The 21,903-nt window shown below is 71.2% G+C and carries 24 protein-coding genes and 1 pseudogene; 6 read left to right on the forward strand and 19 right to left on the reverse strand.

The genetic code is table 11. From position 1 onward, the window contains the following. Nucleotides 1-122: 122 nt before the first annotated feature. Complete coding sequence (locus Prum_RS44125) at nt 123-659, reverse strand: hypothetical protein (protein ID WP_173085040.1); 537 nt, start codon at nt 657-659, stop codon at nt 123-125. Then, nucleotides 656-1,741: a pectin acetylesterase-family hydrolase gene (locus Prum_RS44130; RefSeq protein ID WP_173085042.1), complete on the reverse strand. Its 1,086-nt coding sequence runs from the start codon at nt 1,739-1,741 to the stop codon at nt 656-658. Before Prum_RS44130 ends, Prum_RS44125 begins: the two co-directional genes overlap by 4 nt. 114 nt (nt 1,742-1,855) lie before the next feature. Between Prum_RS44130 and Prum_RS44135 the strand changes: the two genes are divergently transcribed. Beyond that, nucleotides 1,856-3,172: a sensor histidine kinase gene (locus tag Prum_RS44135; protein ID WP_173085044.1), complete on the forward strand. Its 1,317-nt coding sequence runs from the start codon at nt 1,856-1,858 to the stop codon at nt 3,170-3,172. Then, the gene (locus Prum_RS44140) at nt 3,169-3,831 is read left to right on the forward strand and encodes a response regulator (protein ID WP_173085046.1); all 663 of its coding nucleotides are present in this window, start codon (nt 3,169-3,171) and stop codon (nt 3,829-3,831) included. The genes Prum_RS44135 and Prum_RS44140 overlap by 4 nt, the downstream gene beginning before the upstream one ends. A 3-nt stretch (nt 3,832-3,834) precedes the next feature. Here Prum_RS44140 and Prum_RS44145 read toward each other — a convergent pair whose 3' ends face one another. Both Prum_RS44145 and Prum_RS44150 read right to left on the reverse strand, forming a co-directional pair. After that, nucleotides 3,835-3,984 (reverse strand): hypothetical protein, encoded by a 150-nt coding sequence (locus tag Prum_RS44145; RefSeq protein WP_173085048.1) that lies wholly within the window; start codon nt 3,982-3,984, stop codon nt 3,835-3,837. Nucleotides 3,985-4,041: 57 nt separating this feature from the next. Then, nucleotides 4,042-4,863, reverse strand: a complete 822-nt coding sequence (locus Prum_RS44150; RefSeq protein ID WP_173085050.1) for an SAM-dependent methyltransferase — start codon at nt 4,861-4,863, stop codon at nt 4,042-4,044. A gap of 199 nt (nt 4,864-5,062) precedes the next feature. Here Prum_RS44150 and Prum_RS44155 point away from each other — a divergent pair, with 199 nt between their 5' ends. After that, nucleotides 5,063-6,070, forward strand: a complete 1,008-nt coding sequence (locus tag Prum_RS44155) for an RNA polymerase subunit sigma-70 (protein WP_173085052.1) — start codon at nt 5,063-5,065, stop codon at nt 6,068-6,070. 119 nt (nt 6,071-6,189) lie between these two features. Here the strand turns inward: Prum_RS44155 and Prum_RS44160 are convergent, their stop codons facing one another. Continuing rightward, nucleotides 6,190-6,774 (reverse strand): dihydrofolate reductase family protein, encoded by a 585-nt coding sequence (locus Prum_RS44160; RefSeq protein WP_173085054.1) that lies wholly within the window; start codon nt 6,772-6,774, stop codon nt 6,190-6,192. Nucleotides 6,775-6,847: 73 nt separating this feature from the next. Beyond that, nucleotides 6,848-7,504, reverse strand: a complete 657-nt coding sequence (locus tag Prum_RS44165; RefSeq protein ID WP_173085056.1) for a hypothetical protein — start codon at nt 7,502-7,504, stop codon at nt 6,848-6,850. A gap of 343 nt (nt 7,505-7,847) precedes the next feature. On the opposite strand from Prum_RS44165, the gene Prum_RS44170 reads away from it, so the two are divergent. Beyond that, nucleotides 7,848-8,417 carry a hypothetical protein gene (locus Prum_RS44170; protein WP_173085058.1) on the forward strand — a complete coding sequence of 190 codons (570 nt, stop codon included), beginning with the start codon at nt 7,848-7,850 and terminating at the stop codon, nt 8,415-8,417. Nucleotides 8,418-8,442: 25 nt separating this feature from the next. On the opposite strand, the gene Prum_RS44175 is transcribed toward Prum_RS44170, so the two are convergent. From Prum_RS44175 to Prum_RS44195, 5 genes are all read right to left on the reverse strand, one after another. Next, nucleotides 8,443-9,108: a response regulator gene (locus Prum_RS44175; protein WP_173085060.1), complete on the reverse strand. Its 666-nt coding sequence runs from the start codon at nt 9,106-9,108 to the stop codon at nt 8,443-8,445. Further along, nucleotides 9,105-10,232 carry a sensor histidine kinase gene (locus tag Prum_RS44180; protein ID WP_173085062.1) on the reverse strand — a complete coding sequence of 376 codons (1,128 nt, stop codon included), beginning with the start codon at nt 10,230-10,232 and terminating at the stop codon, nt 9,105-9,107. The genes Prum_RS44175 and Prum_RS44180 overlap by 4 nt, the downstream gene beginning before the upstream one ends. Beyond that, nucleotides 10,229-10,948 carry an ABC transporter permease gene (locus Prum_RS44185; RefSeq protein WP_173085064.1) on the reverse strand — a complete coding sequence of 240 codons (720 nt, stop codon included), beginning with the start codon at nt 10,946-10,948 and terminating at the stop codon, nt 10,229-10,231. Before Prum_RS44185 ends, Prum_RS44180 begins: the two co-directional genes overlap by 4 nt. Next, nucleotides 10,945-11,856, reverse strand: coding sequence for an ATP-binding cassette domain-containing protein (locus Prum_RS44190; protein WP_173085066.1), 912 nt, complete (start codon nt 11,854-11,856; stop codon nt 10,945-10,947). The genes Prum_RS44185 and Prum_RS44190 overlap by 4 nt, the downstream gene beginning before the upstream one ends. Before the next feature lie 92 nt (nt 11,857-11,948). Continuing rightward, complete coding sequence (locus Prum_RS44195) at nt 11,949-12,653, reverse strand: TioE family transcriptional regulator (protein ID WP_173085068.1); 705 nt, start codon at nt 12,651-12,653, stop codon at nt 11,949-11,951. A 59-nt stretch (nt 12,654-12,712) separates the two neighbouring features. Between Prum_RS44195 and Prum_RS44200 the strand changes: the two genes are divergently transcribed. Then, nucleotides 12,713-13,945, forward strand: a complete 1,233-nt coding sequence (locus Prum_RS44200; RefSeq protein ID WP_173085070.1) for an erythromycin esterase family protein — start codon at nt 12,713-12,715, stop codon at nt 13,943-13,945. On the opposite strand, the pseudogene Prum_RS44205 reads toward Prum_RS44200, so the two are convergent. From Prum_RS44205 to Prum_RS53065, 6 genes and pseudogenes are all read right to left on the reverse strand, one after another. Continuing rightward, nucleotides 13,905-16,278: pseudogene (locus tag Prum_RS44205) on the reverse strand (ATP-binding cassette domain-containing protein). The gene Prum_RS44200 and the pseudogene Prum_RS44205 overlap by 41 nt on opposite strands. Before the next feature lie 4 nt (nt 16,279-16,282). Continuing rightward, on the reverse strand, nt 16,283-16,693 hold the full coding sequence (locus tag Prum_RS44210; RefSeq protein ID WP_173085072.1) for a VOC family protein: 411 nt from the start codon (nt 16,691-16,693) through the stop codon (nt 16,283-16,285). A gap of 5 nt (nt 16,694-16,698) precedes the next feature. Further along, nucleotides 16,699-17,148: a helix-turn-helix transcriptional regulator gene (locus tag Prum_RS44215; protein ID WP_173085074.1), complete on the reverse strand. Its 450-nt coding sequence runs from the start codon at nt 17,146-17,148 to the stop codon at nt 16,699-16,701. Nucleotides 17,149-17,182: 34 nt separating this feature from the next. Next, nucleotides 17,183-18,637, reverse strand: coding sequence for an argininosuccinate synthase (argG, locus tag Prum_RS44220; RefSeq protein ID WP_173085076.1), 1,455 nt, complete (start codon nt 18,635-18,637; stop codon nt 17,183-17,185). Further along, complete coding sequence (locus Prum_RS55570) at nt 18,603-19,100, reverse strand: winged helix DNA-binding protein (RefSeq protein WP_371871428.1); 498 nt, start codon at nt 19,098-19,100, stop codon at nt 18,603-18,605. The genes argG and Prum_RS55570 overlap by 35 nt, the downstream gene beginning before the upstream one ends. After that, entirely contained in the window at nt 19,064-19,258 is a 195-nt protein-coding gene (locus Prum_RS53065; protein ID WP_246278741.1) for a hypothetical protein, read from the reverse strand. Before Prum_RS53065 ends, Prum_RS55570 begins: the two co-directional genes overlap by 37 nt. 34 nt (nt 19,259-19,292) lie before the next feature. On the opposite strand from Prum_RS53065, the gene pip reads away from it, so the two are divergent. Beyond that, nucleotides 19,293-20,237 carry a prolyl aminopeptidase gene (gene pip, locus Prum_RS44230; RefSeq protein WP_173085079.1) on the forward strand — a complete coding sequence of 315 codons (945 nt, stop codon included), beginning with the start codon at nt 19,293-19,295 and terminating at the stop codon, nt 20,235-20,237. Here the strand turns inward: pip and Prum_RS44235 are convergent. Further along, the gene (locus tag Prum_RS44235) at nt 20,225-20,833 is read right to left on the reverse strand and encodes a carbonic anhydrase (RefSeq protein WP_173085081.1); all 609 of its coding nucleotides are present in this window, start codon (nt 20,831-20,833) and stop codon (nt 20,225-20,227) included. The genes pip and Prum_RS44235 overlap by 13 nt on opposite strands. A 57-nt stretch (nt 20,834-20,890) precedes the next feature. Then, nucleotides 20,891-21,865, reverse strand: coding sequence for a helix-turn-helix transcriptional regulator (locus Prum_RS44240; RefSeq protein WP_173085083.1), 975 nt, complete (start codon nt 21,863-21,865; stop codon nt 20,891-20,893). Nucleotides 21,866-21,903: the final 38 nt, after the last annotated feature.

Raw genomic sequence — 21,903 nt, forward strand, 5'->3', positions numbered from 1 at the left:
GATTAGAGATCAAAGCACGGCCGCATGCCCTTGATCGACGAGCGGAGGCCCGTGATCGACGCGAAGGGCCCTGATCGACGCAGTGGAAGGCGGGGCCGGGGCGCGGGCAGAGGGCGGCTTGCTCAGGTGCCGGCCTTTGTGCCGTTGCGGTCCGGCAGGAGGTTCCGGCACTTGTCTTGGGCCGCTTGGAACGCCGGCGACTTCGGATCGATGCCCAGCTTGCTGAGGCTGATGCCGGTTCCGTCGGTCGGCATGTCCGGGAAGTCGGGAAACCCGTTCTCCCGCACGCACTTCGAGTACCGCAGGAGCCTTTCCTGGACGGCAGGGTCCAGAGTTGGCGCGAGGAGGCCGGCCCCGGCGTATTTTTGGCACGCCTGCCGGGCGGCCTCCAGTTTGTCCTCGTCGACGTTCGACGGTGGGCTGGCCTGCACATCCGTGCCGGTCCCGGCGGGATCCGCGAACCAGGTGATCCCGTGCTCCCGCATGCACCTCGCGAACTGGACCGGGTCGGAGCCGCTCGACACGGACGCGGTCGGATTCGCGGTCGCGCTGCGGCTCTGCGCGGTGGGCACCGCCAGATCGTCCTGGGTGCACGAAGAGCACCCCGCCATCGCCCCGGCGAGCAGCAGGCCCGCGGCCAGGATCGTCGCCCTGCTCATAGCGGATCGCACCGGTCGCAGTGGACGTCGTCGGGCGACTCGTTGGTGACCAGCGCGTCGAGCCAGTCGACCAGGCGGACGTTGTTGACCTTGATGTCGTAGTAGCTGTCGTTCTCGAAGAGTCCGTGGCTCGCGCCGGGCGCCGTATAGCTGTGCAGGATGAGCCCGGCGGCCTCGATCGCGGCCTCGTTGGCGTCGATGACGGCCAGGAGGTTCGGCGGGTTCCCGGGCATCCATCTGGTTACCTCCGCCGCGGCGTGGGGGTCGAAGGCGTAGTCGAAGCGGGACAGCGTGAGTCCGGGCGTGTGGTGGGCGGCTTGGACCCAGAACCGGGGGACGCCCCAGTCACGAACGGTGAGTCCGTCGACCGCCCAGGCGGGCACGGCATCGTAGGCACCCCACGCCCTGCCGAGGACCGTGGCGTTGAAGTCGGGATTGTCGGGCCAGGCGCCGGACTGCGCGCCGAACACGGTGACCTTGGCGTGCGGGAGCCGGTCGGCGACCAGGCCGCCGTAGAGGGGAGCGGCGATCGACCCCGCGGTCTTGCCGATGCCGACGACCTGGGCGGCGTTCGGATAGTGCGTGGCGAGGTAGTCCAGCGCCGCGGTGCCGTTGACATAGCCGCGGTGCTGGACGGTCAGCGTCGGTGAGTACGTCTGGGCGACGTTGCCGAGGTGCGCGTCGCCGGTGCAGGAGCTCACGTAGATGACTGAGTATCCGGTGAACGGGTTGTCGGCCCGGGTCAGGGCGAAGAAGCCGGACTGCTGGTCGTCCGGGCTCTGGGCGCTCTGCTGGTTCCAGTTGTAGAAGTCGTTCTCGCCCGGGGAATCGGTGCTGGTAAAGGCGCACATGCGCGCGTCGAAGCAGACGCCTCCGCCGTTCAGGAACAGCACGACCCTGGTCGGATCGGCCCGCCGTTCCCAATAGGAGAACGCGCTGCCGTCGGCGCACCGGCAGTCGCCTCCCGGCACGACCTTTTCCCACACCGGGCTCCCGGCGGCGCTGTCCCTTGAGGAACGGGGGGCGTCGCAGCCGGCCAGCACCATGGCCAGAGCGGCCAGCAGAAGAAGTGGCGGTCTCATCACCACAGGCTGCGCGGTGCCGGGTCGGCCGCGCGCCCGCCCGTGGTCATGTTCCGAACCCTGACTTTCGACGGGCTCTGGGCGGCAGCGCCGAGCCTTAAGGTGTTGCCTGGTATGAAGATTCACCTGGCCCCATGGGGCGCCTTACGCGCATCGAGCATCCAGGATGCCGGCCTTGCCGCCCTGCTGCTGGCCGGCACGTGGGCGGTCAATGGTGGCGCGACCCCGGTGATCAGCGGTTCCTTCGCCGATGCGGACTGGCTGCGGGAGCCGACGACTCGGTGGACCTTGATCGGGGTCTGCGTCGCCGCCGTGGCGGTGCGCCGCAGGTGGCCGATTCCGGCGCTCGCCGCGGCGTCGCTGGCCACCGTCGTTCAGATGACGCTGGCGGCCGGACCGGCGCCCGCCGACCTGGCCGTTCCGATCATCCTCTACACGATCGCCGCTCAGCGGCGGCGCGAGGTGTCGCTCGCACTGCTCGGCGCCGCCCTGGCCGCGGTGACGGCGTGGACGGCGTACGTGGCCCTGGACGGTAAGGCCGACGGCTGGCTCGAATCGCCCGCCGGCCGCGGCGGACGGGCCGAACAGGGCGGGCAAGTGAGCACGCAACCGGCAACGACCGGCGGGCGCGGCCCGGAACCCACGACGTTCGGGCCGACGGACTGGGGCGGGATCCCCGTCCTCGGCTCCCTGCTCGCCGTCGCCTGGGCGATCGGGTGGGGCGTCCAGAGCCGCCGCGCCTACCTCGGCGAGCTCATGGCGCGGGCACGAGACCTGGAGCGCGAACGCGACCAGCAGGCCGCCCTCGCGGTGGCCGCCGAGCGGGCCAGGATCACCCGCGAGCTGCACGACGTGGTGGCGCACGGCCTGGCCGTGATCGTGATGCAGGCGCAGGGCGGCGCCGCGGCGTTCGCCAAGCGGCCCGCCGACACCCTCGCCGCCCTGGACACCATCGTGGCGACCGGCCGCGCCTCGCTGGCCGACATGCGTCAGGTGCTGTCCGCGTCCGGGCAGTTCGACGACCCGGCACGGCCGGTGCCGGGCCTCGCGCAGCTGCCCCGCCTCATCGACCAGGTACGGCAGGCGGGTACGCGGGTCCAGCTGCACATCGACGGAGCGCCGCGACCGCTGCCCACCGGTGTGGACGTGTCGTCGTACCGGATCGTCCAGGAGGCGCTGACCAACACCATGAAACATGCCGGGCCGGGAGCCTGCGCCCGGGTGGTGGTGTCGTACGGAGGCGACGAGCTGCGGCTCGAAGCCAGCGACGACGGCGCCGGCGAGTCGGCCGGCGGCGGGACCGGCAACGGGCTGCGGGGGATGCGGGAACGCGCGGTGCTGCTGGGCGGCGAGGTGGCCGCCGGCCCGGGGCCGGACGGTGGCTACGTCGTGCGGGCCCGCATCCCCCTCGACCTGGCGCAGACCACATGATCCGGGTGCTCCTGGTCGACGACCAGGCCCTGCTCCGCGCCGGCCTGCGGATGATCCTGGAGAACGCCGACGACGTGGACGTCGTCGGGGAGGCCGACGACGGCGCCACAGCCACCGCCCTGGCGGTGCAAACGACGCCCGACGTCATCCTGATGGACGTCCGGATGCCCGAGGTCGACGGGCTGGAGGCCACCCGCCGCATCCGCGCGTCGCTACCGGACGGGCCGCGGATCCTGATCCTGACCACCTTCGACCTCGACGAGTACGTGTACGCCGCGCTGCGGGCCGGCGCCAGCGGATTCCTGCTCAAGGACACCCTCGCCGCCGATCTGCTGTCCGCGATCCGGGTGGTGGCCAAGGGCGACGCCATCGTCGCGCCGTCGGTCACCCGGCGGCTGATCGAGCGTCACATCGGCACGTCCGGCGACCCGCTGCCCCGCACCGAGGCTGAACTTCGCGTCCTGACCGAGCGGGAACGCGAGGTGCTCGAACTGATCGCCCGGGGCCTGTCCAACGCCGAGATCGCCGGCCGGCTCTTCCTCACCGAGGGGACGGTGAAGGGCCACGTCAGCCGCATTCTGACCAAGCTCGGCCTGCGGGACCGGGTGCAGGCCGTGGTCTTCTCCTACGAGTGCGGCCTGGTTCGCGCCGGCGCGTGACGATCAGCCCGGCACGGCGACGGCGGTGTGCGGGCGGTAGATGCGGTAGCCGGCGGCCTCGGTGACCTCGGCGGCGACGCCGCGCGCGGCCAACCAGCCGGCGAACGCGCAGTCCGCTGGCGAGTCCACCGCCAGGGATGCCGGCGGGATCACCACACCTAACAGTGCGTAGAGCTTGGTCCGTTGGGCGGGCGCGGGCGACGAGCGCCCCTACCGCACCTTGTGGGCTACGCCAGCGACGATCCCGGATTGGGATGGGTCCTCGAAGCTGGTCGGTTCAGCAGGATCGGGACGCCATTCGGGCACCCATACCAGCCCCGGCTCGACGAGCGTGAAGCCGCTGAGGAACGGATGGATCTCCTCCGGGCGCCGCAGGCGGAAGGGTTCGGCGGCTCGTTCTCGATACGCCTTGACGCCCTCCTCGGCGCTCTCGGCGGAGCCGCCGGCCTCGGGTGTCGGGTGGGACAGGGCGAGGTAACTGCCCGGTGCCAGACGATCGCACAACGCCCGTACAGCGTCAGCCGCCGCCACGTCATCCGGGACGAACTGGACGACGGAGGCCAAGATCAATGCCGTCGGTATGCCGGGATCGATCAGGGATTGCAACTCCGGCGTATCGAGCTGCGCGAGCAACTCCCCCGGGCGGCGGAGGTCGCCCTGGACGGCGTCCGCGAGGTCGTTGCCAGCCAGGATCTGTCGGCTGTGCCAGACTGCGACCGGGTCGATGTCCACGTACAGCACCCGGGCATCCGGTGCCGCTCGTTGGGCGACCTCGTGAACGTTTCCGACGGTAGGTACACCGGAGCCGATGTCGAGGAACTGCCGCACGCCCCGCTCGGCGAGGTACCGCACCGCACGTCCCAACCAGGCTCGGTTAGCCTTCGCGATCAACGGAGCTAGCGGTTGCAGCGCAATGACCTGCTCGCCTACCTCCTGGTCGGCGGCGAAGTTGTGCGTGCCGCCCAGGAGGTAGTCATAGACGCGCGCGGACGACGCGCGCGTGGTATCTGGTCCAGACGTTGTGTCGGTCATGCAGAGCGTCTCCATCTCATCCGGTGGCTCGCGGGGTGCACTGTCGTCGCCGCAGATCGGGGCCTGTCAGCCAGTACGTGATGCCGGCGGCACGGCCTGGCGAACGGCCCGGTATCAGCGGCTTCACCGATCAGAAATCCTCCGCCACGTCGTCAGTTCTGTTAGTTAGCCTCTCGCACCGGTGGAAGGATTGCTGACTATGACCGACGCCAGACTGCCGGGCGCCGACGAGACCACGTTCATCGCGGCGGTCCGCTCAGACGACACGGCGCGGTTTGCACTCATTACGGAGCGCCACCGGCGTGAGCTGCAGGTGCACTGCTACCGGATGCTCGCGAACTACGAGGACGCCCAGGACATGACGCAGGAGACGTTCCTGCGAGCGTGGAACAAGCGGGCGTCGTTCAAGGGCCACGCGGCGCTGCGGACCTGGCTGTACCGGATCGCGACGAACGCCTGCCTCGACTTCCTGGAGAAGCGCAACGACCGCACACCCGTACCGTCCGAGCTGGCGGACGTCGGCTCCGAGGTGCTGTACCTGCAGCCGTACCCCGACCGGATGCTCCCCGAGGACCCGCAGGAATCGGTGGTGGCGCGGGAAACGATCGAGCTGGCGTTCATCGTCGCCGTCCAGCACCTGCCGCCGCGGCAGCGGGCGGTGTTCATCCTGCGCGACGTCCTCGGCTGGCCGGCGGCGAAGGCCGCCGACGCCCTCGAGCTGACCGTCGCATCGGTGACCAGCGCACTGCAGCGGGCGCGCGTGACGATGCGCGAGCAGCTGCCCGACCGCCGCCTCGACTGGCAGAGACCCGCCACCCACGAGCTGTCGAATGACGAGCGCGGCGCGGTGAAGTCGTACATCGAGGCCCATGAGCGCAACGACCTCGACGGGCTGATGTCCCTGCTGCGCGACGACCTGCGCTTCGTGATGCTGCCCGAGGCGGGCACCTCGGTCATCACGGCCAAGGACGCGGTGGACGGCTGGGTCTCCGGTGGGCTCTTCCAGCCCGGCTACGACGACTGGCGCTGTATCACCACGACGGTCAACCGCATGCCCGCCGCCGCACTGTACCTGCGCACCCCCGACGACCCGGAGTACCGGCTATTCGCCATCGCGGTCCTGCACATCGTCGACGGGAAGATCGCCGAGCTCACCGGATTCGACGCCACCGACAAACCATGGTTGGACCTGCCGCCGACACTGTGATCACACATGTCCCCATCGTCGACGAGTCCAGCCCCCCGCCGGCGTTGCCGGCGGGGGCACGGTGAGCACGCCAGGAAGGATTTCGACCTGGCCTCACGAGCCGATCGTCTGGCCCGTGCTCATCGCCTCGTCTCGTATCGGGTAAGCACCAAGCCGCCGGGAAACGTCCGCGTCTCCACCAGGGTCAGGTTCACCCAGCTGTCCAGCGCGGTGAAGAACGGCGTGCCGCCGCCCACCAAGACCGGGTGGATGACCAGCACGTACTCGTCGATCAGCCCGGCCCGCATGGCCGCCCCGGCGAGCGTCGCGCCGACGATGTCCATCGGGCCGCCGTCCCCGGCCTTGAGCCGGGTGATCTCGGCGACCGCGTCGCCGGTGACCAAGCGGGTGTTCCAGTCGACCTTGTCTATCGTCGAGGAGAACACCACCTTCGGCATGTCCCGCCAGCGGCGGGCGAACTCGATCGCCGCCGGTGTGGCGCCGGGCTGCTGGTCGGCGGTCGGCCAGTCGGAACTCATCGTCTCCCACAGCTTGCGCCCATACAGCGCCAGGCCCGTCGCCGCCACCCGGTCGGACCACCACTGGAACAGCTCGTCGCTCGGCGACGAGTCCGGTCCCTCACCCCCACTCCAGCCGAGGTCGTCGCCGGGCGCGGCGATGTAGCCGTCCAGGGTCACATTCATGGCGAAGGTCAGTTTCCGCATGGCGTCATGCCTCCCGTGAGTTGGTCTCACACGTACAGACGGGCGCGGCGCGGAAACCTAATCGGTGCGCGATCTATGACCGCAGCGTGCTGTCCCAGCGCCATGTGGTGAGACGAGGGTGCCCGGGCAGTTCGGCGCGCCCGGTGGCCCACAGCAGGGTGGGCCAGGGATCCGCGCCGCCCGGGGCTTCTGGGAACAGGCGGGCGAGCACTCGCGAGCAGAGAGCGGATGGCGGGGTCCAGGCAAGCCCGAGGCCTTCCGCCAGATCGTGCGTGTGCACCAACGTCTCCACCACCCCCATTGCCGCGAAGCCCTCGGGGTCTGACACCCCGGCGGCGTGGTGGGCGCGGACCCGGGGCGGCGTCGTACGCACCATGGCGACCAGCAGCGCGCCAGTCGCCTCCAGCACCTGAAGCAGGCCGGCCGGACCCGCGTCACGGTCCGCGAAGAGGAAGTTCCAAGGTCCGCCCGGCCTCTTCTGGCTCAACGCGATGGGCACATGGGTGTCCAGCGGCGGGCTCTGCGGCCCCAGCTGGACGGCGTAGTAGAACAGGTCGTCGGCGAGGTGCTCGAGGGTCTCCCAGCAGTCCCACTCCAGCGAACCGGCCTTGCTGTCCCACCCCGCCGCGGGTGCCTCACGAAGGACGCCCACGGCGAGCCGCACAGCAAGGTCGACGTCGTCCGCGGTGACGGGAGACAGCACTGATCCGGTTTCGACTGATCGTGACATGGCAGCACCGTATCGCGATGGGACCGGCCAGCCTCTCCAGCAACCGGCCCGCGAAGCGACGGCGAACGTTGCGGGTGGGGCGGGGAGTTTCTGTGCCCGGATTAATGGATTGCTATTACCGGTAATCCAGTAATCCGAAAACGGACATATGACCGCGCACCATAATGCCGGTTATGTGCGGCGCGACGATTAGCGGTGAGTGGTCCGGGCTGGCCGAGAGCCGGCACGGATTTCTGAGTTCGCGCAACCCGATATGGGCAAGGTGTGCACCTAACCGGTGAGGAGGGACGAGACATGCGTCCCGCCGACCGTCATCGGACACTCATCGCCGAGTAGGAGCCAGATGAACCACGCCCGTAAGGTTCTCGCCGCGCTGACCGTCTCGCTCGCTCTCGCCGGTTGCGGCTCCGAGCCCGAGCCGAGCGTCGCCTCCGCGACCGACGCACCCGACCGTCCGGCCGCGACCACCGACGTGGTCGCCCAGTACGTGGAGGCGCAGCGGAAATGGGTCGCCTGCATGCGGCAGCAGAGCTTCGACCTGCCCGACCCTGACGCCAAGGGCCAGGTCGACTTCAGCGGCCTCGGCGACGGCCTCGAGCTCAAGAAGAATCCGAAGTGGAGCGAGGCGCAGAAGGCATGTCAAGAGTTCAAAGTCCCCATCTCGGAGGAGGAGCTCTACCCACTCACGGCCGAACAGATCGCGAACGCGCGCGCCTACTCGGCGTGCCGGCGGGCGAATGGCCGCCCGGACTACCCGGATCCCAAGCCCAACGGCTACATGCCGGAAGGCTGGGGACGGGAGCTGACTCCAACGGAGGAGCAGGCCGACCGCCGCGCGTCCGCCATCTGCGCGCCCGTGCAAGACGGGCTTCCGCCTGACCCGAACGCCACCGTCGGCACGCCGCAGGGGTAAGGCACGTCAATGGGGCTCCACCGGCTCAGACCGAGCTGCCGGGCTGGACGATGCCGTGTTCGTAGGCGAACACCACCGCTTGGACCCGGTCGCGCAGGTGGAGCTTGGCGAACACGCTGCCGACGTGGCTCTTCACCGTGGCCTCGGTCACGACGAGGTGCGCGGCGATCTCCGGGTTCGACAGGCCCCTGGCCACCAGGAGGAGGACCTCCCGCTCGCGGGGTGTGAGCCCGGCCAGCAGCGCGGTCGGCGCCCGGCGCGGTGCGGCGCGGGCGGCGAAGTCCTCGATGAGCCGGCGGGTGATCGACGGCGACAGCAGTGCCTCGCCGGAGTGCACCACCCGGATCGCCTCCAGGAGGCGTTCGCGTGAGGCGTCCTTGAGCAGGAAGCCCGACGCGCCCGCCCGCAGGGCGCCGAAGACGTACTCGTCCAGGTCGTAGGTCGTGAGGATCAGCACGCGGGGCGTGGGCCCGGCGGTGGTCAGTCGGGAGGTGGCCTCGACGCCGTCCATGCTCGGCATCCGGACATCCATCAGGACCACGTCGGGCCGCAGTTCGGCGGCCCGGGTGAGCGCGTCGTGGCCGTCGGCGGCCTCGCCGACGACCTCGAGGTCGGGCTGGGTTTGCAGGAACAGCCGGAAGCCGGTGCGGATCAGCTCCTGGTCGTCGACGATCAACAGGCGGATGGTCATGCCGCGTTCACCGCGGGCAGCCGGGCGGTCACCTGGAACCCGCGGTCGGTGCGGCGGGCCTCCAGGGTGCCGCCTGCCACCGCCGCCCGCTCACGCATCCCAACAATGCCGTGCCCGCCGGCCGATGGTGCCGGGTCGTTCCCGCCGCCGTCGTCTTCGACCGTGACGTCCAGCTGAGTCTGGCCGTAGCCGACGGTCACGGTGACCTGGGTGGGCTCGGTGTGTTTGAGCACGTTGGTCAGCGCCTCCTCGACGATCCGGTACGCGGACAGCTCGACGCCGCCGGCCAGTGGCCGGGCCTGGCCGGTGAGCTGCAGCCGTACCGGCATCCCGGCGGTCCGGTACTCGGCGACCAGCTCGCCGAGTTGGGCGAGCGACGGCTGCGGCCGGAACTGCGCGCCGTTGTCCGAGGCGCGCAGCAGGACGAGGATTCGGCGCAGCTCGGCCAGGCTCTGCTCGGCGGTGGCCTCGACCCGTTCCAGGGTCTGCGCCGCCACCCGGGGCGAGGTCGGCAGGACGTCGCGGGCGCCGCGTACGCCGATCAGCATCACGGTGACCGAATGGGCGACGATGTCGTGCAGCTCCCGGGCGATGGACGTGCGTTCCCGTTGCGCCGCGATCTGGTCGAGCTGCTCGCGCTCGCGCTCCAGGGTGGCCGCGCGTTCCTCCAGCGCCCAGGTGTAGCGCCGCCGGGTCCGCAGGTATGAACCGAGCACCCATGCGGCGATCGGGCTGGCCAGTGAGGTGATGCTCGCGAGGAGCAGGAACAGCGCCGTCGGGACGAGCACTGCCACCGATGTCCGTCGGCTCCGCAGGTCGGCGAGCGAAGCGAGTGCGACAACGATGGGCGCCCCGCCGGGCGAGTAGTCCAGCGGGATGAGCAGCGCGGCACCGGCGCAGGTCGCCGCGAGCACTGCCAAGGGCGCGCGGCGGCGGCCGAGCAACACGGCGCCGACGAGCACGGTGACCACGACCGGGACCACGCCGACCGGGGTCCCGTCGTCGAACAGCAGCCCCAACTCCACCCCGGCCGTGATCACCGCCAGCGCGAGGTCGAGCAGCGCCGTGCGGCGCGCGACCAGCAGGTCGTACGCCGCACGGGCCTGGCGGGCAAGCCGGTTCACGCCAGATCGCGCCGTCGCTCGGCGACGACCGCGGCCAGCGCGATCGCGACCGTCCAGGCGGCCAGCACCCAGCCGGCGGAGACCACCGACAGAGTCGTGTTGTGGGTCATCCGGCTCAGCACGCCGGCCGCGCCGAACGGGGTGAGGTTGCCCGCCGATTCCCAGGCCCCGGACAGCAGCGGGACCACCGCGAAGTTCAAGATCAGCAGGACGACCACGCCGAGGACGGGGCTACGGATAAGGGCGCCGAGGGCGGCACCCAGGACCGCGGACAGCACGAACGCCACCAGGTTGCCCGCCACGACCGCGGTGACGTCACCCGCGGTGAGGTCGGGCCCCGGCTGGTCGCTCAGCAGCGGCAACGCGAGCCCGACCGACGCCACGCTGGTCAGCGCGCCGAGCAGGAGCCCGGTCAGCGCGTACGCGGCGATCCGCGCCGACAGCACGACCCCGCGGTCCCGGCGCGCCACCAGCGCCGCCGGCGCGGCCGTCCGGTGCCGGTACTCACCGGCCGCGCCGACCAGGCCCCACAGGAGCAGCAGGATGGGCATCCCGGACAGGGCCTCCTCCTTCTCGGGCAGCTCGTCCAGTGTGCCTGAGGCCACCGCGACGATCAGGACGTTGAGAACCGTGAAAGCGACCCCGCCCACCGCGAAGCCCAGCACCGTACGGGTGGTCACCGTCTTGATCAGTTCGCCGCGCAGCAGATGACTCACCGGCTCGTTCCTCCCGTCAGGCCGAAGAACGCGTCCTCCAGGGACGCGGTCCGCGGGGCGATCTCCTCCAGCAGGATGCCCGCGCCGTGGGCCAGCCGTGCCAGCTCCGCGACGTCCAGCCCTTCGACCAGCAACCCGCCCGCGTCCTCGGGCCGGACCCGTCCGCCGGCGGCGTCCACCAGGCGGGCCAGCCGCTCGGCTTCGGCGGTGCGCACCACGACCCCGGTGTGCCCGGATCCCGCCAGGTCCCGGATCGGGCCTTCATGGACCAGCCGCCCTTGATCGATCACTATCACGTCGTCGACGGTCTGGGCCGCCTCACTCAACATGTGGCTGGACAGGAGCACCGTGCCTCCGTTCGCGGCCCGTTCCCTCAGCAAGGTGCGCAGCCAGCGGATGCCTTGCGGGTCGAGGCCGTTCACCGGCTCGTCCAGCACCAGGATCTCCGGGTCGCCGAGCAGCGCCGCGGCGAGCCCGAGCCGCTGCCGCATGCCCATCGAGTACTTCCCGACCCTGCCCCGGGCCGCCGCCGCCAAGCCGACCAGGTCCAGGACCTCGGCGACCCGGCGGCGGGGCAACCCGGCCAGCGCCGCCAGCGACCGCAGGTGCGCTCGGGCGCTGCGGCCGGGATGGGCCCCGCACGGCTCGATGTGTACGCCGAGGATGCGGGCGTCGGGCCGCATCGCCGTGACCGGCGTGCCCTGTACGAAGGCCCGCCCCGCCGTGGGCCGTGCCAGGCCGGCGACCGCCTTGAGCGCGGTGGTCTTCCCGGCTCCGTTCGGGCCGAAGAACCCCGTCACCCGTCCGGACCCGACCGTGAACGACAGGTCGTCGACCACCGCTCTGCGGCCGTAGCGCTTGGTCAACCCCTCGACCCGGATGGCCGCCGATGTTCGTGAAGTAGTCATGCCCGAAGCCTCCGGTGTGGCGATCTCCCCGTCATCGGCCCACGGTCGAAACCCGAATTCCGACCAGGGGTGGACACCACCGCCGGGCGCGGTCAGCCGCCGAGGTAGGCGTCCAGCGCGGCGGCGCCGGTGAGCATGGCGCGGCTCCTGGACGCCAGGCGGGCGTGCCAGTCGCGCAGCATCGACTCCAGCGGCGCGACGCCGCCGGCGGAACGGACCTGCGCGATCAGCGGGGCGATCTGCGCCGACCGGTAGCCGCCGCGCCTGAGCTGGTGGACCAGCAGGGCGTCGCGCACGTCGGCCGCGCGGTAGACCCGGTAGCCCGTCTGCTGGTCGCGGCGCGGCTGGACCAGGCCGGCGCGTTCCCATTTGCGCAGGGTGGCCGCGCGGAGGCCGAGCCTTCTGGCCAGCGGGCCGACGAACGTGTCGCCGCGCTCCGGCGGCACGGGTACGAGGTCGCCCAGCGCGGCTTCGACGGCCTGCAGGGTGCGGCGGTCCTCGAGCAGCTGGGCGTGACTCTCGTCGATGAGCCGCAGCGCGTCCCCGGTCGCGTCCCGGTTGACCGCCTGCATGATCGCGGTGGCCGTCTGGTGGCCGTGTCCGGACACGAGGGCGAGGAACGCGCGCAGGGCTTGCGCGTGCCGCCGGGTGTAGGTGCGGTAGCCGTGCGGGGTGCGTGCGGCGGCCGGAAGGATGCCGGCCGCCTCGTAGTTGCGGATCGCCTGCGTGGACAGGCCGTTCGCGCGCCCCAGGTCAACCGGCCTGAGCCGTCCACCGTCTTGAAGGTTTCGCTCCAACGTCCTGCCATTATCGCGACGAAGTTTCAACCGTTGGTTCAACGATATCGTTGAGGGGCATGACCGCTGGTATCAAGGAAACCGCGCACACCGTCGACGCCGCTACCGTCATGAGCCTGCTCCCGGCCCGGCCCCGGCTGCTCGCCCTGGGCGAGCCCACCCACGGCGCGGACGCGCTGCTCGACCTGCGCAACGAGCTCTTCCGGCAACTCGTCGAACGGGAGGGCTACCGGACGATCGCGATCGAGAGCGACTGCCTGATGGGCCTGGTCGTGGACGACTACGTCACCTCGGGCACGGGCGCCCTCGACGAGGTCATGGAGCGCGGCTTCAGCCACGGGTGGGGCGCCTTCGCGGGCAACCGCGAGCTGGTGCGCTGGATGCGCGCGTACAACGAGGGCCGGCCCGGGTCCGAGCGGCTGCGCTTCGCCGGGTTCGACGGCCCGCTGGAGATCACCGGCGCGGCGAGCCCCCGGCCGGCCCTCACCGCGCTGCACGCCTACCTCACCGCCTGGGCGGACGCCGACCTGCTGCCCTGCACCGCCGACACCCTCGACCGGCTGCTCGGCGCCGACGACCGCTGGACGAACCCCGCCGCGATGATGGACCCGGCCCAGTCCGCGGGGCGTACCCCCGAGGCCAAGCGGCTGCGGCTGCTCGCCGACGACCTGGTGGCCCTGCTCGACGCGCAGCCGCCGCAGCTGATCGCGGCGTCCTCGCGGGAGGACTGGGACCGGGCCCGCCTGTACGGGCGTACCGCCACCGGGCTGCTGCGCTACCACTTCTGGATGGCCGACACCTCACCGGGTCGCATGGCGTGGCTGCTGGGCGTGCGGGACTCGATGATGGCCGCCAACCTGCTCGCCGTCGCCGAGCGTGGCCCGACGCTGGTGAACGCCCACAACAGCCATCTGCAGCGGACCAAGAGCAGCATGCGGTTGGGCGGCCTGCCGCTGCAGTGGTGGAGCGCCGGCGCGATCGTCGGCGCCCACCTGGGCGACGGGTACGCGTTCCTGGCCACCGCCCTCGGCACGTTCGGTGACCACGGCGTGGACGCCCCACCAGCGGACACCGTCGAGGGGCTGCTGTACGCGCTGCCGCAGGACCGGTACGTCGTCGACGCCCGCCGGCTGGCCACCGTCCTGGGCGACACGCCGCCGGCCGCCCGCGTGTCCCCCTGGTACGGCTACGCGCCGCTGGACCCGGCCCAGGTGGCCAGCACCGACGGGATCGTGTTCGTCAAGGATGCCGTCAGTGGGCGCCGACGTACTCCGCGAGGTGCTCTCCGGTGAGGCCGGCGCGGGCGGCGACGAGGTCGGCGGGGGTGCCCTCGAAGATGATCCGGCCGCCGTCGTGGCCGGCGCCGGGCCCGAGGTCGATGAGCCAGTCGGCGTGCGCCATGACCGCCTGGTGGTGCTCGATGACGATGACCGACTTGCCGGCGTCGACGAGCCGGTCCAGCAGGCCGAGCAGCTGCGCGACGTCGGCGAGGTGCAGGCCGGTGGTCGGCTCGTCCAGGACGTAGACGTCGCCCTTGTCGCCCATCTGGGTGGCCAGCTTGAGCCGTTGCCGCTCGCCGCCGGACAAGGTGGTGAGCGGCTGGCCGAGGCTGAGGTAGCCGAGCCCGACGTCGGCGAGCCGGTCCAGGATCTTGTGCGCGGCCGGCGTCTTGGCCTCGCCGTCGCCGAAGAACTCCTCGGCCTCGGTCACCGACATCGCGAGCACCTCGGCGATGTTGCGGCCGCCCAGCGTGTACTCCAGCACCGACGCCTGGAACCGCTTGCCCTCGCACTCCTCGCAGGTGGATTCGACGGTGGCCATGACACCCAGGTCGGTGTAGATGACGCCGGCGCCGTTGCAGGTGGGGCAGGCGCCCTCGGAGTTGGCGCTGAACAGCGCCGGCTTCACGCCGTTGATCTTCGCGAACGCCTTGCGGATCGGTTCGAGCAGACCCGTGTACGTCGCCGGGTTGCTGCGCCGCGAACCGCGGATCGCGGCCTGGTCGATCACGACCACGCCGTCCCGGCCGGCGACCGAGCCGTGGATCAGCGAGCTCTTGCCGGAGCCGGCCACGCCGGTGACCACGCAGAGCATGCCGAGCGGGATGTCGACGTTCACGTCCTGCAGGTTGTGTGTCGACGCGCCGCGGACCTGCAGCGTGCCGTTGGCCCCACGCACCGACTCCTTGAGCGTCGCGCGGTCGTCGAGGTGGCGGCCGGTGGTGGTGTCGCTGCCCCGCAGCCCGGCCACGGTGCCCTCGAAGCAGACGGTGCCGCCGGCCGTGCCGGCGCCGGGGCCGAGGTCGACGACGTGGTCGGCGATCGCGATCACCTCGGGCTTGTGTTCCACGACGAGCACCGTGTTGCCCTTGTCGCGCAGCTGCAGCAGCAGCTCGTTCATCCGCTGGATGTCGTGCGGGTGCAGCCCGATGGTCGGCTCGTCGAAGACGTACGTGACGTCGGTCAGCGAGGAGCCGAGATGGCGGATCATCTTGGTGCGCTGCGCCTCGCCGCCGGACAGCGTGCCCGCCGGCCGGTCCAGGCTCAGGTAGCCCAGCCCGATCTCCGCGAACGAGTCCAGCAGGTGCTGCAGCCCGGCCAGCAGCGGCGCCACCGACGGCTCGTCCACGCCCCGGACCCAGTCGGCCAGGTCGCTGATCTGCATCGCGCAGACGTCCGCGATGTTCTTCCCGTTGATCTTCGACGAGCGGGCCTCCGGGCCAGCCGGGTGCCGTCGCACTCGGGGCAGGTCGTGAACGTCACCGCCCGCTCCACGAAGGCGCGGATGTGCGGCTGCATCGCGTCGACGTCCTTGGACAGGAACGACTTCTGGATCTGCGGGATCAGACCCGCGTACGTCAGGTTGATCCCGTCGACCTTGATCTTGGTGGGCTCCTTGTAGAGCAGGTCGTGCAGCTCCCGCTTGTTGTACCGGCGGATCGGCTTGTCCGGGTCGAAGAAGCCGCAGCCGCGGAAGATGCGCCCGTACCAGCCGTCCATGGAGTAGCCGGGGATCGTCAGCGCGCCCTCGTTGAGCGACAGGCTGTCGTCGTACAGGGCGGACAGGTCGAAGTCGGTGACCGCGCCCATGCCTTCGCAGCGCGGACACATGCCGCCCAGGCGGGTGAACGTCGCCTTCTCCGCCTTCGTCTTGCCGCCGCGCTCGACGGTGATCGCGCCGCTGGCCTTCACCGAGGGCACGTTGAACGAGTACGCGTTCGGCGAGCCGATGTGCGGCTTGCCGAGCCGGCTGAACAGGATGCGCAACATCGCGTTGGTGTCGGTGGCGGTGCCGACGGTGGAGCGGGGTTGGAGCCCATCCGCTCCTGGTCCACGATGATCGCCGTCGTCAGGCCGTCGAGCAGGTCGACCTCGGGCCGCGACAGCGTCGGCATGAAGCCCTGCACGAACGCGCTGTACGTCTCGTTGATCATCCGCTGGGACTCCGCGGCGATCGTGCCGAACACCAGCGAGCTCTTCCCGGAGCCGGAGACCCCGGTGAACACCGTCAGCCGGCGCTTGGGCAGCTCGATGCTGACGTCCTTGAGATTGTTCTCGCGTGCCCCCTGCACGCGGATCAGATCGTGACTGTCGGCAACGTGTGGCGCGGTCGACGGCTTACTCATCGGGTCAGCTCAGCTCCTGGATGCGGATCATGTTGCCCGCCGGGTCGCGGAAGGCGCAGTCGCGGACGCCGTACGGCTGGTCGGTCGGCTCCTGGACCACCTCGGCGCCGCTGGCCTCCAGCTTCGCGAAGGTGCCGTCGACGTCGCGGGTGGCCAGGTTGACGCCGAAGTAGCTGCCCTTGGCCATCAGCTCGAACAGGACCCGGCGCTCGTCGTCGGTGATGCCGGGCGTCGCGGCCGGCGGGTGCAGGACGATGGCCGTGTCGGGCTGGCCGGCGGGGCCGACCGTGATCCAACGCATCCCCTCGTACCCGACGTCGTTGCGGATCTCGAAGCCGAGCACGTCGCGGTAGAAGGCCAGGGAGGCGTCCGGGTCGCTGTGCGGAAGGAAGCTCGCGTGAATGGTGATGTCCATGTCAGTCACGCTAGTTGCGGCTGCGTGACCCGCGCTTCTCGATTCCTGATCGGTCTGGTGACCTGCTTGGCCACGCACGCCGGTATCCCCGCCGTCGCGCGCGCCGCCCGCTCCCGGTAGACGCTGGGCGGCACGCCGACCAACTCGGTGAAGCGGGTGCTGAAGGTGCCCAGCGACGAGCAGCCGACCGCGAAACAGACCTCGGTGACGCTGAGGTCGCCACGACGCAAGAACGCCATCGCGCGCTCGATGCGCCGGGTCATCAGATAGGCGTACGGCGACTCGCCGTACGCCTGCCGGAACTGGCGACTGAGGTGCCCGGCCGACATGTTCACGCCGCGGGCCAGCGCCTCGACGTCAAGCGGCTGCGCGTACTCCCGGTCGATCCGATCCTTGACCCGGCGCAGCAGCACCAGGTCGCGCAGATGCTGCTCGGCGGCGGGTCGACTGGTCACCTGCGAAATCGTGCCACATCTCACGATGCCGCCGTCAGTCGGTGCCGGACTCCAGGGCGGCGTGGTCGAGCAGCTCGTCGTCGTCGACCGGACCGAAGGCGGCGCCGCGGGAGGCGATCGCCTCGGCTCCGCCCTCCGGCATCGCGCCGATCAGCTCGGTCGGGGACGACTGGACGACGCCGATCAGCCGCGGGCCGCCGCCGACGATGCCGAGCCCGGCGTACTGCTCCAGCTTGGCGCGCGAGTCGGCGATGTCGAGGTTGCGCATGGTCAGCTGACCGATCCGGTCGACCGGGCCGAAAGCGGCGTCCTCGGTGCGTTCCATGGACAGCTTGTCCGGGTGGTAGCTGAACGCGGGCCCGGCGGTGTCCAGGACGGAGTAGTCCTCGCCGCGCCGCAGGCGCAGGGTGACCTCGCCGGTGACCGCCGAGCCGACCCAGCGCTGCAGCGACTCGCGCAGCATCAGCGCCTGCGGGTCCAGCCAGCGGCCCTCGTACAGCAGCCGGCCCAGCCGCCGGCCCTCGTTGTGGTAGCTGGCCAGGGTGTCCTCGTTGTGGATCGCGTTGACCAGCCGCTCGTACGCCGCGTGCAGCAGCGCCATGCCCGGCGCCTCGTAGATGCCGCGGCTCTTGGCCTCGATAATCCGGTTTTCGATCTGGTCGGACATGCCCAGGCCGTGCCGGCCGCCGATCGCATTGGCCTCCAGCACCAGGTCGACGGCGGAGGCGAACTCCTTGCCGTTGATGCTCACCGGCCGGCCCTGCTCGAAGCCGATCGTGACGTCCTCGGTGTGGATCTCGACGTCCGGGTCCCAGAACCGCACGCCCATGATCGGTTCGACGATCTCCAGGCTGGCGTCGAGGTGCTCGAGCTGCTTGGCCTCGTGGGTCGCGCCCCAGATGTTGGCGTCGGTGGAGTACGCCTTTTCGGTGCTGTCCCGATACGGCAGGTCACGGGCCAGCAGCCACTCGGACATCTCCTTGCGGCCACCGAGCTCGGTGACGAAGTCGGCGTCCAGCCACGGCTTGTAGATCCGCAACGACGGGTTGGCCAGCAGGCCGTACCGGTAGAAGCGCTCGATGTCGTTGCCCTTGAAGGTGGAGCCGTCGCCCCAGATCTGCACCCGGTCCTCGAGCATCGCCCGTACCAGCAGGGTGCCGGTGACCGCCCGGCCCAGCGGGGTGGTGTTGAAGTAGGCGCGCCCGCCGGAGCGGATGTGGAACGCCCCGCAGGCCAGCGCCGCGAGCCCCTCCTCCACCAGCGCCGCGCGGCCGTCGACCAGGCGGGCGACCTCCGCGCCGTACGCGGTGGCACGGCCGGGCACCGAGCCGATGTCGGGCTCGTCGTACTGGCCGATGTCAGCGGTGTAGGTGCACGGCACGGCACCTTTCTCGCGCATCCACGCGACCGCTACGGAGGTGTCGAGGCCGCCGGAGAAGGCGATCCCGACGCGTTCACCGACAGGCAGGGAGGAAAGCACCTTGGACACGAGCAGAAGTATATGCACACGGTCGTATGGTCATGCAAGGTGGGGTGGCCAAGATCGCGTTGATCAGGGACCCGCTCGCGCGCCACGCCGCCACACGCCCGAGCCACTCCCTGATCATCGGGGCGAGGCGGGCTCGCCGCGCGGCGACGCCGGCGAGGCGGGGAGCGGGGGCATGCGGGCGCGGAAGCTGCGGGAGGAGAGGGACTGGGCGGCGGCTAGGAGGACATCCGATAGGGGGCGGGGAGGTCGGCGTCCAGGTCGCGCAGGGCGGCGGTGGTGGCGGACCACTCGGCCTGGATGAGCGGGAGTAGGGCGTGGGTCCTGGGGTGAGGTGGACGATGCGTTGGCGGGCGTCTGTGCCGGGCTCCAGGGTGACGTAGCCGGCCTTGGCCATCTGGGCGACGGTCTGGCTGGCCGCCGAGTGGGTCACGCCGACGGCGCCGGCCAGGGCGCGGATCGACATCGGGCCGGCGGCGACCAGGGCCCGGACGGCGGGGAGAAGCGCGGCCGGTAGTCCGGCACGCCGGCGTCGCGGTAGACCGTGGCGACGTCGCCGTCCAGCAGCTCCAGGACGTGCCGCATCAGGGTGCCGACCGCTTCGCGTTCCGGAAGGGTGCTCACTCGACAAAAATAACAGCACTGTTAGATTGAAGGCATGACTGAGCCCTACGACAGCGGCATGCTCGACGTCGGCGACGGCAACCTCGTCTACTGGGAGACGTGCGGCAACCCGGACGGCAAGCCGGCGGTGGTGCTGCACGGCGGCCCCGGGTCGGGCTGCTCGCCGTACTGGCGGCGCTTCTTCGACCCGGCGGCGTACCGGGTGGTGCTCTTCGACCAGCGCGGCTGCGGGCGCAGCACGCCCAGCGCCGGCGACCCGGCCACCGACCTGAGCGTCAACACCACCCACCACCTGATCGGCGACATCGAGCTGCTGCGCCGCCACCTGGGCGTGGACCGGTGGCTGGTGTTCGGCGGCTCGTGGGGCTCCACGCTGGGCACGGCGTACGCGCAGCGGCACCCCGAGCGGGTCAGCCAGCTGGTCCTGTTCAGCGTCGCGGTCACCACCCGGCGCAACGTCGAGTGGATCACCCGCGCGATGGGGCGGATCTTCCCGGCGCAGTGGGCCCGCTTCCGGGACGCGGTGCCGCCGGCCGAGCGGGACGGCCGGCTGGTCGACGCGTACGCGAAGATGCTGGCCGACCCGGACCCGGCGGTGCGCGAGCACGCCGCCCGGGAGTGGTGCCGGTGGGAGGACACGCACGTCGCCATCCGGGCCGACCACAAGCCCGACCCCCGGTACGACGACCCGGCGTTCCGGATGGTCTTCGCCCGGCTGGTCACCCACTACTGGCGGCACGACGCCTGGCTGGACGACGACGAGGTGCTGCGCGACGCGAAGCGGCTGGCCGGGATCCCCGGCGTGCTGGTCCACGGGCGGATGGACGTGAGCAGCCCGCTGGACGACGCGTGGGAGCTGTCCCAGGCGTGGCCGGACGCGCAGCTGGTGGTCGTCGACGACGCCGGGCACGGCGCCGGCCACCCGGGCCTGGCGCAGTCCCTGCGCGCGGCCGTCGACCGGTTCGCCTACACGCCGTGAGCGGCCACCTGGCGTACGGTGCCCTCGCCGAGCCGGTACGACAGGCCGACCACGCCGAGCCGGCCCTCGGCGAGCCGGTCGGCGATCACCGCTGAGCGCTGCACCAGCATGTCGGTGGTGTACCGGATGTGCTCCTCGACGGCGGCGTCGGCGTCGGTCAGGGCCTGGAAGCGCACGGCGAGCACGCTGAGCATCACCCGCTCCACCACGTCGCGGATGAACCCGTCCGGGGTGGTGCCGTGCCGCACCGCGTCCAGCGCGGCCGCGATCGCGCCGCACGAGTCGTGGCCGAGCACCGCGATCAGCGGGGTGTCCAGGGCGGCCACGGCGTACTCGATGCTGCCCAGCACCTCCGGCCCGAGCACGTGGCCGGCGGTGCGCACCACGAACAGGTCGCCGAGCCCCCGGTCGAAGATGATCTCGGCGGCGAGCCGGGAGTCGGAGCAGCCGAACAGCACCGCGAACGGCTTCTGGGCCGCGCCCAGCGCGGTGCGGCGGTCGGCGTCCTGGTGCGGGTGCAGCCGATGCCCGGCCACGAACCGCTTGTTGCCATCCACCAGCAGTTCCAGCGCGGCGGCCGGTTCGATCTCACCCATGCCATGAGTGTGCCGGGCCGACCTTGATGGCGGACCATACTCCGGCGTTTAGCTTGCTCACATATGCACCGAGCGGCCGACCCGGCCGGCGATCTCGCGCAGGTGCGCGATCAGCTCCGGCGGCTCGTGCACCTCGAACTCGCAGCCGAGCATCACCAGCCGGGACGCCAGCCACTGCAGGGTGTCGGTGTGGCTGTTGAGCCGGCAGGAGTGCGCGTCGATCGGCACCAGGTCGCCGGGCGAGTCGCCGACCCGGCCGGCGACCTGCTCGATCGGGGCGTGCAGGGTGGCCACCGCCCGGTAGACCGGGGCGAACCTGGTCAGCTGCGCGGTGACGTACGCGGCGGCGTCCTGCGCGGGCAGCGGGCGCGGCGGCACCCGTACCCCGGTCGGCCGCGGCTCGCGTACCCGGTCCACCCGGAACATCCGCCAGTCGCCGCGCTCGACGTCGTAGCCGACCAGGTACCAGCGGCGGCCGGCGGAGACGAGGCGGTGCGGCTCGACCAGCCGGTCGGTCTCGGTGCCCTCGTGCGACCGGTACCTGAACCGCAGCCGCTCGTGGCCGGTGATCGCGCCGGCCAGCACGGTCAGCCGGGACGGGTCGACGGTGGGCGGCTCCCAGGTGGTCAGCGGGACGGTGGCCGCGCCGAGGGTGCCGACCCGGTGCCGCAGCCGGGAGGGAAGCACCTGCTCCAGCTTGGCCAGGGCCCGCACCGACGCCTCCTCGATGCCCTCGACCGCGTGGCTGGCGGCCGTACGCAGGCCGACCGCGATCGCGACCGCCTCGTCGTCGTCCAGCAGCAGCGGCGGCATGGCCTTGCCGGCCACCAGCCGGTACCCGCCGATCGCGCCCATCGTGGCCTGCACCGGGTAGCCGAGCTCGCGCAGCCGGTCCACGTCGCGGCGGATGGTGCGCAGGCTGACCCCGAGCCGCTGCGCCAGCTCGCTGCCGGGCCACTCGCGCGGGGTCTGCAGCAGGGACAGCAGCGTCAACAGCCGGCCGGACGTCATGCGTTCGATGATGCCCTCCATGTGTGACAGATCCTGACCTACATCGGTCGTAGCGTGGT

The organism is Phytohabitans rumicis (genome assembly GCF_011764445.1).
GTDB lineage: Bacteria > Actinomycetota > Actinomycetes > Mycobacteriales > Micromonosporaceae > Phytohabitans > Phytohabitans rumicis.